Here is a 13,596-nt window from a genome sequence, read left to right on the forward strand (position 1 = left end):
GTATCTTCATTAAAAACTATTATTCTAAAAACATGGGTAAACGCTGTTTACTTTCGAAATTTAGATGGTAGAATATTCTGTAATAGGAGGTATTACTATGTTTTGCGTAAAGAAGAATCCCCAATATACATTTGACTCGTTCTTGGCTGTAAAGGATACATTGGATGATTTGGACAATCCTTTTTTAGTGGAGGTGTTGTCGAATTTGTCTAAAGAAGATTGGGGGGAGATGCATCGCAGACTTCAACCATTCGCAAACAAACTTTCCACTTCGTGGCGAGCGACGGTCAATGAAATTGCCAGACCCGAAAATCATCCGAAGTTGCGTCAATATGATGCATACAATCGCCGAATTGATCGCATTGTTCGTCCGGCGGAAGCGCTTAAACTCACAGAAGAAGTATTTGGTGAAGGGCTATTTTCAATGAAACAACTTACTTACGAAGGAATTATGAAACGCTATCTCCTACATGGGAATGGTGAAGCAGGAATTACATGTCCTGTAGCATGTACGGATGGTCTGATTGAATTGATTGAAGCATTTTATGAAGAAGTTCCAAATGAGGTCAAAGAGATTCACACACATGCAAAAGAAGGGATCGATGGGAACTTCGCTATTGGCGCGCAATTCATGTCGGAGATCCAAGGAGGTTCGAACATTCCTGCCAATCTACTAGAGGCGGTACCGATGGATACGCATTATCTATTGTATGGCAATAAATTTTTCTGTTCCGCTGTGCATGCTGATTATTCGGTAGTAACGGCAAAAATAGAAGGTACGGAGAATATTGCCGTATTTGTTGTGCCCTCCTATTTGCCAGGAGACAAAGAGAAAGAACTACGGAATGGCTACCGCATTAATCGATTAAAATGGAAATTGGGCACAAGTGAGCTTCCTTCCGGAGAAATTGATTATGAAGGGGCGGTAGCATACCGAATTGGACCTGAAGACCGTGGGGTTGCTTTAGCGGTCGGCATCGTTCTGACGCGTTCTCGCTTGGACATCGGCTTTGCCAGTGCAGCATTTGTCATGCGTGCAGCTAGAGAGGCGAAGCTTTATGCGCGCTTCCGCCATGTGTTCGACCGGACGATTGATGGTTTTCCGATGGCAGCTGCACAACTGGAAGAACTCGAAGGGGCAGCAAAGCGAATGACGGCTACAGCGTTTCATCTGTATAAGATGTTTTTGGAGCAAGATGACTACGATGAGCTGCAGCAGTTTGCTTTGCGGGAATTGATTTTACTGCAGAAAATATATGCTGCCAAAGAAGCTGTCGATCATTTACGGTTGGCAATATCCCTTTTCGGCGGGCATGGTGCAATAGAAGATTTTTCAGCCATACCGAGATTGTTTCGGGATAGTCTTGTCAATGAACTATGGGAAGGACCGCGAAATGTATTGCTGACACAAATTTATCGGGATCTTTTCCGGCTGCGTAAAACCGTACCGATTGAGACGGTTTTAGAAACCATGTTTCCGCATCTATCTCTAATAGATGTGACACAATATACTTCGCGCATCGAGGCGATCATGGGGATTAATATTATGGAAGCTCCGACCCCATTCAATAAGATGGCTGCGATGAATTGGGAATCGTTATGGGAGGAACTGTTTTTGTCATTTCAACAAGCTGTGACGAAACCTTTTGAAGAGCAACCGATTTTAAGAGAGGAAATACTGAATAACTTATAGAGGGGTGTTCGGGAGATGGAGATGAATATTGGAAGCGTATTGCGCAGTAGAGCAATAATGATGGGGGAGAAGGTCGGCTTTATACATGGCGATACCAAGATTACTTTTGAAGAGATGAATGAGCGGGCGAATTCGTTTTCCGAGTATCTGCGGGAAATAGGTTTGAGCAAAGGAGACACCATGGCCATACTATGTAAAAATAATGAACAGGCAATTGCCGCGTTTTTTGGTGCCGCAAAGATCGGAGTTATTTCAGTCATGGTGAATTGGCGCCTAGGGAAAGAGGAGTTGCAATATATTCTTTCGCATAGTGAAGCAAAATTAATTGTCTACGATGAAGTGTTCCAGACAACTATTGAAGATCTGAAGAAAATGATCCCGGCATCCCATTATATTTCCAGTAGCACATCACCATCCTTATCTTCCGTTTGGGGACAAAAGACGAGAGAGCCTATATATGAAACAACCGGAAATGATCCAATCCTCATCATGTATACATCCGGGACAACAGGCAAACCAAAAGGGGCAATATTGTCGCATAATAATCTCTTAGCCACGTCCATAGGCTTGTCCCATACGATTGATTGGCGGGAGAGTGATAAGTTCCTGATGGTAGCTCCATTTTTCCATATCGGAGGCTTGGCACCGTTAATCACGAATGTCCATACAGGTGCTGCCATGATTCTGATGGAAGATTTCAATCCGACAGCAGCTTGGAAACTAATTGAATCAGAACGGATCACAACGATGATGACTGTGCCCGCCATGTTGACATTTCTTCTGAAAACGTACCCAACAGTCTCCGCCGATATTTCTTCATTGCGTAACATCACTTGTGGGGCATCGGCTGTTCCAGCTCCTCTCATTTTGCAGTTTAGGGAGATGGGGATTCCGGTTCAGCAAGTCTATGGAATTACGGAATATGCAGGTGCTGTAACGTTCTGGAAGGAAACGCAACATCCTGATAAATATGATTCCATGGGTAAACCGGTTATGCATGGGACGCTGCGAATTGCGGATACAGACTCCAAAGAGACATTGCCGAAGGGTGAAATAGGAGAAATTATTATCGGCGGACCACAAGTATTTGTCGGATACTATAAAAATGAAGAAGCGTATATGAGTACAGTGATTGACGGAGAATTCCACACAGGAGATATTGGCTATATTGATGAACAAGGGTTTCTCTATGTCGTGGACCGACTGAAAGATTTGATTATCAGCGGCGGTGAAAATATTTACTCATCAGAACTTGAGCAAACATTAGCCCAGCATCCAGCCGTCGCGGACGTGGCGGTCATAGGTGTGGTGAATGAACAATGGGGCGAAGTACCAAAAGCCTTCATCGTGAAAGCTAAAGACGTAAAGGTATCAGTGGAAGATATAATAGAATTTAGTAAGGAAAAGTTAGCATCCTACAAAGCTGTGAAAGAGGTAGTGTTTGTAGATCAATTGCCACGCAACGCGGTCGGGAAGATCCTAAAGCAAAGATTGAAGGAAATGGTCTCTATTCAATAAGTGTAATAGGAAAAATGAAGGGGCTTTCTTTATACAAAAACAAGAGCCGCTCGAAAAGTCGGATGAAAACAACTTTTTGAGCGGCTCTTACGTCTAGCGATTAAAATAGTTTAGTTAGTTGGCTGCAAATGGCTTATATATAGTTTGGACAGAGATTTTATACGGTGCAACGCTTGTTCGGTTGTAAGTGTTGAATAATTCTTGTAGGTAATAAGCAGTCCATTCAATGTGGAAAAAAGCAACTGGGCTTCTCGTCTGGTATCGACTGGAAAGAGGGGCTTAAGTGCTGACTCGAAAAGCTTCATTAATCCCGCGATTTCGTTGTGAATCGGAATCGTAGGTCTTCTTTCGTTCGCTTCTAACATAAAGTACGCCATCATTTGGAACAATACTTCGTCCTTAAACATATAGCAGATATACTGTTCCACTAGTTCAGAGAGCTGATGGAAAGGCGTTAGATTCCCAATTAATTTCTGCCCTTCCACTTTTATCGCTTCCATGTAAAGATGTTGTTGGTCATCAAAATATTTATAAATCAGTGCAGGCGAAACTTCCGCGTACTTGGCTATGTCTCGCATACTGACATCTGTAAAGGGCTTTTTGCTAAATAAGTGAACTGCTGCATCTATCATACGTTGTTGGTTGGCTTTCTTCTTCTCTTCACGTGTCATTGGCTTCTCCTTAAGATGTAATATGTCCATCATACAGAGAAGTAGGAGTGGAGTCTAACCTCACATTTTATCGACTTTCTTTAATCCTTTTGACTCGATAACCCGCTCGACACCTTCCTCACAATACCCAAATGAACGCCAAGAGCATGTTTCGCAAATAGTAGCGATATCGGACGGCAGAATCTCCACACGAATACGCCGCTCCACTTCCCGCCAAGGCAGCACATCACTGAATGTCAGTCCGAGCCGTTTTAAGATTTCTGAATCTCTCACGTAAATTCCTTTGTCCTCGCAATGATAGGGCTGTCCTTCAGGAAACTTAGCACATAAATCGTCGGGACCTTTGATAATTTGGATCAATGTGTCGGGCTGGGTACGTAAGGTGATCTGGATCTTCGTCATATTTTCCGCGTATTCTTCCGAGTAGCCCATCCCGCGATAGCCCAATAAACAAAAAATATGATGGCCGCGTAATTTTATCATTTGATATCGCCTCTTTGTGTGAAAGTGTCCATCCTTTTGTAACTGTATAATTATTTAAGCATATCTAAGGAAAGAATGAAATCTACAGAGGTGGGTATTGTTCATCTTATAGGTAGTAGTATTTTGCGAGGAGCGATAAATTATTGACTTTGGTAACGAGTTTTTTTCAATTTCGTCAAGAGCACCAGCTTCTTTGAGCGCAATTAAAATTTTCCTTTAGATTGGAAGTATAAGTTGAGGATATCGGTTGGTAAAATGAAGTGTATTCCGCAAACAATTAAGTACAATATATAGATTAAGATTATATAAAAGCATAACAAATAGCCTCCTAATCAGTATGATCAGAAGGCTTTTGTCGCTATATAATGTTATACAAAAATGTTTTGTTTTTCGGTATTATCACTTATAAACTGTTACCTACCTTCTCAGCACTAAAGTTCCAAAACTTCGATTGTTGATCGATCACTGCTTGAACTGCCTGTTCTTCGTGTGGAAACAATGTTTCCACCGGAACACCAAAGCCTTCCATGAATGGATCATCAACTTCAGTTTTTATTTCGCTCATCGCTTCCACGATGGCTAATGAGCAAAATGGAACGTATGCTGCACTGTAGCCACCTTCATGACATAGCACTAAGCGACCATCACAATGTTTCTCTGCTAACTTTTTCATGAACTCTGCAAATCTATAAAATCCGTTAGCGGTTACCATCATTCTAGCTAGTGGGTCAAAGAAGCTAGGGTCTTGTCCTGCAGATACTATAATTAATTCTGGTTTAAATTGGTCTACAATAGGTCCTACAATTTTCTCAAATGCATGCATATATCCTGCATTTCCCGTACCGGCTGGTAATGGAATATTCACATTATATCCTTCGCCTTTACCTTGCCCGCAATGTTCTATATAACCTCTTTCAGCGGGAAACAAGCGATCTTGGTGGATGGATATAAATAACGTACTTTCATCATCATAAAACGCTTGCTCTGTGCCATTCCCATGGTGTACATCCCAATCAAGTACCAATATTCGCTCCAAATTATATTTTTTCTTAGCATGTTTCGCAGCGATGGCTACATTATTGAACAAGCAGAATCCCATACCTTCTTGTGCTTCTGCATGGTGACCTGGAGGTCTTGTCAAAGCGTACACATTTTGAACGTCACCGTCCATAACAGCATCCACTGCAGTCATTGCGCCGCCTGCCGATAATAGGGCGATTTCATATGAACCTCTACCCACAATAGCGATTTGTCCTGCATCCCCACCGTTTGCAGCACTTAACTGTTTCACTTTATCTACATAACTAGGCAGATGAAATAGCTCAATGTCATCTCTGGTGGCCGAACGCGGGGCAATGGATTTCAGTTGAGGAGTCAATCCGCTAATATCCATTAGATTTTTAAACCGTCTCTTCGTTTCTGGATCTTCCCCGTATGTGTGACTCTGAACCCATCCTCCTGATGCTAAGTGCAAAGCTCCAGAACCGTTATCATGCCAAAAATAACTCTCATCATAGATAAATCCTGTTTTTTTCATTTGACTTCCCCCTTGTATTTTGAATAATATTAGTACTGGAACTAGTATTTCAAATTTTCGGACAAGTGTAAATTACACTAAAGGATAACTTCGCCATTGAATCTGTTGAAACAAAATATTTATTGAAGTATCGGCTACGAAAAACATAGAGATATGGAGGAATTGCTATGAATTTCTCAACAAAGGAGTATCAAAATATTTTACAATTTATTAATAGTTCTCTTTGTGACTCTCATAAAATTCAAGCTCTGCTTTCTAGTATGTTTCAGTTTAATCATTCGCTGCTATGGCGTGCCGATACGGCAGGAAATATGTATAATTTAGAGTTTTTCAACTTTGATGACCAATTAATTTTAGATTATAAAGAAGTCCACAATGCGAATGATGTAATGCACCCCCAAAAACTGGTATCAAAGCTGACAAGTAACAAAGAAACGGTGTATCGGATGGAAGAGATAACTATTCCAACTGACCTCGCGAAGTCTATGTATTATCAATTTATCAAGACGCATAGAATCATTGATCAGATGGTAGTCTATTTTGTCAATGGCACATTTATCTATGGTGGTATCGGTTTTATTAGATTCAAAGGGGAAATGCCGTTCACGCAAAAAGATAAGGAAATACTGCAAACCTTGTCCATACATCTACAGTATTTAGTGAAGAATATAATGATGACGAAGGAAATAGAAGCAAAAAGTCTCTATATAAATAAGGAAAAAGATTATAAACTCGGTATCATTCAGGCTAGCCATGATCAGGGTATTTCATTTTATAATAAAGTTGCACAATATATTATTAAGGAAATAGACCCAAATTCGACAGTCGAAGAATTCTTTTATAATTCAATTCAGCCAAGGATTCCTGACAATATAAATGAAAGTGAAAGTCCGTATTACTTCCATGTTAACAATAGGAAAATAAAAGTGATGGTTCAGGAAAAAGAAAGTGCATTGTTGTGCGCATATACGATTTATTTGTATGACCAGGGAGATGAAGAAGAGAGATCTGCTGCTCATCCCAAAAAAGAATTATCAAATAGGGAATTGGAAATTTATCATCTAGTTTTAAAAGGATATACAAATGAACAGATTGCTAAACAACTATGGATTACGATAAACACAGTGAAAAAGCATCTGAGAAATATGTATACAAAGTACAATGTTACGAATAGAACGAGCCTGATATATAAATTGGAGGGTATAGTGGATTGATATGTATGGATGTATGAAAGATTTCCTGTTACGTTGCATTTAAGAAGCCACTCTCCTTTTCAGAGGTCACAGACATAGTCGCTGTATCAAGAATTAAGCGCTCCTAACATCATTGGAAATGAAATCGATGATGATAGGGGTGTTCTTTATTTAACAAGGTGTTGTTGCCACTCTTAGAATGAGTTCGGATGTTGATCGTGTCGTTATAAAAATTCAGCTCCTTTGCACGTAAGTGGTGGCTTGCATATTAGCGTATAGGGGCGGTAGTGCAAAAAAAGAATTTCTTTGCAAAATATTGATTGTCATAGAATTTAATACTGTTTCGGGGCTTGGCGAATTTCACTCGTATCGTTTGTGTAAATGGATAAAGATAAGTTATTCTTACACAGGATTGTAGATAGATAAAGAATAGGGGAATGAGAATGAAGCCAACAACGACGATGGATCAAATCGATGTCCTGGATTTAATTCGAGGATTTGCCTTAATTGGGCTTCCTTTTGTAAATGTGCTTGCACTATGGAGTTCGAGTATTCATTTATCCGGAAAACAGAGTGATATATGGATTCAACGTTTTTTGTATATATTTATAGAAGGGCGTTTTTACGCAATATTTTCCTTTTTATTTGGAGTGGGCTTCTGGATTTTTTTATCACGGGCTAAAGAGAAAAACAACCGTCCATATCCCCTTTTTATTCGACGTATGGCGATTCTGTTTTTCTTTGGCGTAATTCATCAGATTATCAACCCTGGCGAAGCCCTCTTGGTTTATGCGATCTTCGGAATGCTTGTCCTTTTATTTTATAAAGCACCTAAACAAGTGAACCTTATATTAGGGATCGCTGGTGTCATCATAGGGAGTTTTTTCGGAGTGAAGTTGTTATTACCCTTACCTCTCATTCTGTTAGGTTTGGCATTTGGGCAATATCACGTATTTGAATCATACGCGAAGAATAAGAAAAAGTGGTTAGCAGTTTTTATTCTTTCGTTCATTGCAACGATTGCACTAACAGTTTTCCTTTGGCAGAATGCTCCGGATGCTGGATTATCAACCTATATAGAGGGACATGGATTAACCGAAGCACAAGCAGAAGGAAATCGTTCTTTTTATGAATTTGCGGATTTGTCCATGTTATTTTCAACGATTTTTTCTATTTTCTATATCAGTTCTTTGGTTGTGCTTGAACCACTAGCAAGGAAATGGTTGTCCCCTTTAAAATCATTCGGACGAATGGCGCTTACGAATTACATTGGTCAATCGATTATATTGGTTGGCATTTTAGCGTTTGTTCCGGCGGGTGCATTGATTTCATATCTGACAGCAACTATTACCTGTGCAATTGTAGTGGGCGTCCAGATCATTTTTTCATCATTATGGCTTAGAGTATTTAAGTATGGACCATTGGAATGGCTTTGGCGTTGTGGGACTTACGGGAAGTGGATTTCAATCAAGGGGAAATAATGATGTGGTTTAAAGAAATCGTGATAGCGTGAAGAGTAAATCTATGTAAAGTAACGCGTTCGTCAATTGATGAATGAGTTATTCAAATATCGAAACAACGCAGCGGGTGCTAATACCTCTGCGTTGTTTTGTATATGTTAAGAGCTTGAGGTATCCACTTCCAGTTGAATTTAAGAGGAGGTGGTGATAGAGAACACTGCAAGATAATGCATCTGATCAATACTCAGGTTTATTTTGTACAGACATATTTTTAAAATCTCTAATATGCTATTATAGTCAGAAGTAACGTTATATGGAAAGCCACCACTATGTATTTAATTTTTAAAGAAAGGCAGGGGAAATTCATATGGACTTCATCCTTACATATCATTGGCAAGTGTTTATTGCAATTGAGATAGTATCTGTAATCTCGTTGTTGTTATTTGGTCTATTTCGCTATTTTTTCAGCAAAGACAAATTCAGTATAATCTTTATTATTTCCTTCATTGCGTTATTGCTTATCGAGGCTTTGCTTGGATTGTATGTATATTTTCATACAGGTGAAATTTCGACATTTTTGATCGTCATCATGGTATTCCTTGCATACGCCTTCACGTTTGGAATAGCGGATTTTATCCGTTTGGATCGATGGATGAGGAAAACTGTCGGAAAGCTTCGTGGCGTTGAACTGTTGACAGAAAAAGACTACAGGATCATGAAACGAAATAAAAATCCTAAATATTTAGCGAAGAAATATCGGATTACATCGCTCATTCATTTAGGCATCTTCATTATTGGGCAGTCTATATTCTGGTCTATGGGCACGAATAGTTTTGATGAAATGAAAGGGTACTTAATGGATCTCTCTTGGGTGGAGGTAGGGGATGCACAACATTCACCTTATCCAAATGATATGCTGTATGGAATTGGGGTTATCTGGGGTATTGCGTTCATTGTTGATTTTATTTACTCGTGGTCCTATACATTGTTTCCAAAAAAATAAGTGCAATTTTTATACCAATCTAAAGAATTCATCTTAACTGCTTCTGTCGAAATAGTATGATATGTGCCTGTGCAAGAAACTAATGCGTTTGTTTAAACGTTCATGGTTGTTTCACGAACAGGCATATTTAGAAATTATCCTAATAAAAAAGCGTTGAAGCTAACGTTTTGGCTGTAGTTTCTTTTTGTTATAATCCTTAGTGGGGGGTAATTAGTCTGCGTACGATTATTTATGGTTTCTCTAATTGGTGTTTCTTAATATGATATTGCAGGCTTTGACGAGTAATACCTAGTTTACGGGCAGCCGCTGAAACATTCCATTCAGTTTGTTCGAGGGCAGACTGTATAAATTGTTTTTTTGACTGATTCAGTGCACTTTTAATTGGACGGCTTGCTTTTGATTCGTTTTCTCCTTCAAGCGCCTTTTGTTCCACTAAAATCTTGCCACGTATATAGGACGGTAGATGATGGATCTCGATAGCTTTTGAGTCATCTGTAACTCGAATAACGATATTTTGAATTAAATGCTCTAACTCTCTAATGTTGCCCGGCCATGGATAGCGAAGTAATGCTTCTCGTAAAATGGGTGAGATTGGCGGAGCATTTATACCCATTTTGGATTGGAAAGTGTCAAAGAAATAATGAATGAAAAATAAGATATCTTCTGGCCGATCACGCAAAGGCGGTATGAAGAGACTGGTATTCGCAATACGATAAAATAAGTCAAGTCGCATTCGGTCTTCTTCTATCATCTTTTCCGGATCTTCATTAGACGCACTAATAACAGTGCAACGAACGGGCTTTACGTCATTAGATCCTACCCTTCGTACCAACCGTTCTTGTAACACGCGCATAAGTTTTGATTGCAATGTCATTGGCATGGAGTTGATTTCATCCATGAATAATGTTCCATCCTCCGCGTATTCAAATAATCCTACTTGATCTGTTGCGCCTGTGAATGCTCCTTTGACAGTGCCGAATAATGTACTTTCCAATAAGTTTTCTGGGATAGCAGCACAGTTAACAGCGACAAAGGGTTTGTCCCTGCGAGGGCTATGATTATGCATGCTTTGTGCAAACAGCTCTTTTCCGGTCCCCGTTTCACCTACGATAAGCGTGTCTGTATTATGAACGGACACAGCTTGCGCTTCTCTCAATAATTCCTTCAATACAGTACTTTTTCCTTTAATATCTTCAAAAGTGAAAACCGTTCCATTGTTCGCGAAAGTCTTTTCTTCCAGTTGCTGGCTAACACTTCGCTTCAGTTCAATCGTTTGATACAGTTGATCCTTTAATTTCGATTCATTTGTACTGATAGAAAAAACACCAATGGTATCCCCATCTTTTTTTATGGGATATGTACTATAGCTAACGTATTTTGGGACACCCCCTACTTTCGAGTGTGCGCGATAACGAGAAAATATAGGTTTACCTGTATCGAATACGTGGCGGTGCTCAGAGAATTGAGGATTATAGTTATAGGCATCCCATAAAGGCTTTCCTATTATCTCCTGTGCTTGTAAATCTTCCATTTTTTCTTGCGCTTTGTTATAAAGAGTAATTTCACCATCTCCATTACTCATCATCACTCCTTCATCGATTGTTTCAATTACTTTTTCCAAACAATACAGACGTGCTTCATTATTATCCAATTGGAAAGCAAATTCTTTAATACATAACACAATCAACTGTTCAGGCTCCGCAATTTGCTTAACAGAGACTTGGATTGGCTGCCCCTGAAGTTCTGTATAGAATTCTTCCTTATCAATAAATCGTAAATCATTCCGTCTAAATAACTTTTTAATATCGGTAGTGAGATCTATTGGAAAGGTTAGATTCTCTTGTAAATCGAACCATAAAATATTGTTCGTATGATCAAGAACAATAACTCCATCAACAAAACTTCGTACCAATGAACCTATTGTTTTAGCAAACATATAAAACAAACCCTCCTTTGTGTGAACAATTTTTATTGTATCACAGAAATATCTGAAAAGTCTGCATCTGCATGCAAAATATATCTGCATATCTAGAAAGTGCCTTTAATAGTGGATTCTCAAGAAAATACTAGGGGGAAAAGCAGGTGCAAAGAGAAAATATATCTGCAGGTGAGAATTGAAAGTGACTGATGGTCATAGTGAAGGATTTATCCTGTTTTACTAGATTTAAACCTTGATACAATCAGCTTTTGATTAAATATTAAAAAGTTATTTTTGATATTTTAGAAGTTGGCACGGTACTTGCAATATATAAATGTGAGAAACAGAAACTATCAATCTAGGAGGAATTCATTATGACAACTAAACCAGAAATCTTATATTCGGTAAAAGCACAAAGAGGGCCCGAACTACGCTGTAAAGGATGGAGACAAGAAACAATCCTTCGAATGTTAGAAAATAATATGGAAAATGCGGAAAAGCCGGAGGAGTTAGTCATCTATGGAGGGATCGGAAAAGCTGCACGTAACTGGGAGTCCTACCATGCCATCGTACAATCTTTAAAAGATCTAGAAGACGATGAAACATTAGTTGTTCAATCAGGTATGCCGGTAGCGGTGTTCAAGACTCATAAATATGCCCCAACGGTCGTCATGGCAACAACAAATATTATGAAAGCTGACTGGCCTACATTCTATGATTTACAAGATAAAAACTTAACAATTTATGCAAATTATACAGCAGCACCTTGGGAATATATTGGAACACAAGGAGTTATTCAAGGTACTTTTGAAACATTATCAGCTATTGCCCGCCTGCATTACAATGATTCTCTTGTCGGCAAAATCTTGCTGACGGCGGGGGCAGGCGGTATGGGAGGCAACCAGACTCGCGCAATGACGATGCACGGAGGCGTTTGTATCCTTGTGGATTCCAACGTAGATATTATCAATCGTCGTATTGAAAAAGGCTTTATCGATGAATTAGCGCCATCATTGGATGCTGCAGTCAAGAAAGCGAAAGAATATGCTGCTGCAGGTAAACCGTTGGGAATCGCAGTAGTCGGTAATGCTGCAGATGTATTTGAAGAAGTACTGAAGAGTGACTTCCGTCCAGATATTGCTACATCCATGACTCCGGGACATGACCCAATTTCATACTTGCCTGCAGGGTTAACAGTGGAAGAAGCTGAACAACTGCGCGACACAGATCGTACCCTGTATTTGGAAAAGGGGCGCGAAACGATGATTCGTGAATTGAAAGCATTGATTCAGTTCATGGACGAAGGGGTTCACGCATTTGAATATGGAACAAGCCATCGTAAAGAATGTATCGACGCAGGAATGGATGAAAAGGAAGCGAAACGCTTACCGGGTTTTGTAGCAGAATATATTCGCCCGTTGTTCTGTGAAGGTCGTGGACCATTCCGTTGGGTATGTATGTCGGGAGAAGCGGAAGATCTTCGTAAAATTGATGACATGATTCTTGAGAAATTTGCAGATGACTACTTGGTGACGCGTTGGATCAAGCTGGCGAAAGAGCACATTCCGATTGAGGCATTACCTGCACGAATTTGTTACATGGGCTTTGGACAACGTAAAAAGTTTGCACTAGAAGTTAATGATATGATTCGCCGCGGTGAGTTGGCCGGACCAGTTGCGTTCTCTCGTGACAATTTGGATTCAGGCTCAATCGTTAACCCGACATTCGAATCTGAAAATATGAAAGATGGCAGTGACTTGATCTCAGACTGGCCAATGTTGAATGGTTTATTAAATGCCGTTGGTATGTGTGATTTGATCGCAATCCAAGCGAACTACTCAATGGGTGAAGCAGTTCATACAGGTGTAACAATGGTAGCGGATGGAACAGCCGAATCCGATATGCGTTTAGAAGTTGCAATGACTGTAGATTCCGGAATTGGAGTCGTGCGTCACGCACAGGCTGGATATGAGATAGCCCGTGATGTAGCGAACGGGCAAGGAAATCTAACGGATGAGAGTATCCAAATTCCATTATGGTGGGAGCGCAAGGCTACATTCGGACCAAAAGATCTGGAAAAAACTAACGCTAAAGCATAAGTAACAGGATTATTAGAGAAG

At 39.8% G+C, this 13,596-nt stretch carries 10 protein-coding genes; 6 read left to right on the forward strand and 4 right to left on the reverse strand.

Annotation, left to right across the window (positions count from 1 at the left end; genetic code table 11):
- Positions 1–97 precede the first annotated feature (97 nt).
- Together MKX97_RS01690 and MKX97_RS01695 are read left to right on the forward strand one after the other, a co-directional pair.
- Positions 98–1,693, forward strand: coding sequence for an acyl-CoA dehydrogenase family protein (locus MKX97_RS01690; RefSeq protein ID WP_340758062.1), 1,596 nt, complete (start codon positions 98–100; stop codon positions 1,691–1,693).
- A gap of 15 nt (positions 1,694–1,708) precedes the next feature.
- A complete protein-coding gene (locus tag MKX97_RS01695; protein ID WP_342536769.1) occupies positions 1,709–3,211 on the forward strand; it encodes a long-chain-fatty-acid--CoA ligase in 1,503 nt (500 codons plus the stop codon).
- Positions 3,212–3,321: 110 nt separating this feature from the next.
- On the opposite strand, the gene MKX97_RS01700 is transcribed toward MKX97_RS01695, so the two are convergent.
- The 3 genes from MKX97_RS01700 to MKX97_RS01710 all read right to left on the reverse strand — a co-directional run bounded on the left by MKX97_RS01700 (position 3,322) and on the right by MKX97_RS01710 (position 5,902).
- Entirely contained in the window at positions 3,322–3,882 is a 561-nt protein-coding gene (locus MKX97_RS01700; protein ID WP_342536770.1) for a TetR/AcrR family transcriptional regulator, read from the reverse strand.
- A gap of 60 nt (positions 3,883–3,942) precedes the next feature.
- Entirely contained in the window at positions 3,943–4,365 is a 423-nt protein-coding gene (locus MKX97_RS01705) for a DUF1284 domain-containing protein (protein WP_342536771.1), read from the reverse strand.
- A gap of 403 nt (positions 4,366–4,768) precedes the next feature.
- On the reverse strand, positions 4,769–5,902 hold the full coding sequence (locus MKX97_RS01710) for a class II histone deacetylase (protein WP_078817533.1): 1,134 nt from the start codon (positions 5,900–5,902) through the stop codon (positions 4,769–4,771).
- Between the two features lie 167 nt (positions 5,903–6,069).
- Here MKX97_RS01710 and MKX97_RS01715 point away from each other — a divergent pair, with 167 nt between their 5' ends.
- From MKX97_RS01715 to MKX97_RS01725, 3 genes are all read left to right on the forward strand, one after another.
- On the forward strand, positions 6,070–7,116 hold the full coding sequence (locus MKX97_RS01715) for a helix-turn-helix transcriptional regulator (RefSeq protein WP_342536772.1): 1,047 nt from the start codon (positions 6,070–6,072) through the stop codon (positions 7,114–7,116).
- A 422-nt stretch (positions 7,117–7,538) separates the two neighbouring features.
- Positions 7,539–8,576: a DUF418 domain-containing protein gene (locus MKX97_RS01720; protein ID WP_342536773.1), complete on the forward strand. Its 1,038-nt coding sequence runs from the start codon at positions 7,539–7,541 to the stop codon at positions 8,574–8,576.
- Between the two features lie 346 nt (positions 8,577–8,922).
- Positions 8,923–9,558, forward strand: a complete 636-nt coding sequence (locus tag MKX97_RS01725) for a hypothetical protein (protein ID WP_342536774.1) — start codon at positions 8,923–8,925, stop codon at positions 9,556–9,558.
- 229 nt (positions 9,559–9,787) lie between these two features.
- On the opposite strand, the gene MKX97_RS01730 is transcribed toward MKX97_RS01725, so the two are convergent.
- On the reverse strand, positions 9,788–11,494 hold the full coding sequence (locus MKX97_RS01730) for a sigma 54-interacting transcriptional regulator (protein ID WP_342536775.1): 1,707 nt from the start codon (positions 11,492–11,494) through the stop codon (positions 9,788–9,790).
- A 356-nt stretch (positions 11,495–11,850) separates the two neighbouring features.
- Here MKX97_RS01730 and hutU point away from each other — a divergent pair, with 356 nt between their 5' ends.
- Complete coding sequence (hutU, locus tag MKX97_RS01735; RefSeq protein WP_009766417.1) at positions 11,851–13,575, forward strand: urocanate hydratase; 1,725 nt, start codon at positions 11,851–11,853, stop codon at positions 13,573–13,575.
- Positions 13,576–13,596 lie beyond the last annotated feature (21 nt).

The sequence above is a fragment of the Sporosarcina sp. FSL K6-3508 genome, from assembly GCF_038615825.1.
Taxonomy (GTDB): Bacteria; Bacillota; Bacilli; order Bacillales_A; family Planococcaceae; genus Sporosarcina; species Sporosarcina newyorkensis.

Excerpts from the sequence above, each read along its gene's own strand:
- MKX97_RS01705 (WP_342536771.1), bottom strand. The coding sequence starts at position 4,365 with ATGATAAAATTACGCGGCCATCATATTTTTTGTTTATTGGGCTATCGC.
- MKX97_RS01700 (WP_342536770.1), bottom strand. The coding sequence starts at position 3,882 with ATGACACGTGAAGAGAAGAAGAAAGCCAACCAACAACGTATGATAGAT.
- MKX97_RS01690 (WP_340758062.1), top strand. The coding sequence starts at position 98 with ATGTTTTGCGTAAAGAAGAATCCCCAATATACATTTGACTCGTTCTTG.
- hutU (WP_009766417.1), top strand. The coding sequence starts at position 11,851 with ATGACAACTAAACCAGAAATCTTATATTCGGTAAAAGCACAAAGAGGG.
- MKX97_RS01720 (WP_342536773.1), top strand. The coding sequence starts at position 7,539 with ATGAAGCCAACAACGACGATGGATCAAATCGATGTCCTGGATTTAATT.
- MKX97_RS01730 (WP_342536775.1), bottom strand. The coding sequence starts at position 11,494 with ATGTTTGCTAAAACAATAGGTTCATTGGTACGAAGTTTTGTTGATGGA.
- MKX97_RS01715 (WP_342536772.1), top strand. The coding sequence starts at position 6,070 with ATGAATTTCTCAACAAAGGAGTATCAAAATATTTTACAATTTATTAAT.
- MKX97_RS01695 (WP_342536769.1), top strand. The coding sequence starts at position 1,709 with ATGGAGATGAATATTGGAAGCGTATTGCGCAGTAGAGCAATAATGATG.
- MKX97_RS01710 (WP_078817533.1), bottom strand. The coding sequence starts at position 5,902 with ATGAAAAAAACAGGATTTATCTATGATGAGAGTTATTTTTGGCATGAT.
- MKX97_RS01725 (WP_342536774.1), top strand. The coding sequence starts at position 8,923 with ATGGACTTCATCCTTACATATCATTGGCAAGTGTTTATTGCAATTGAG.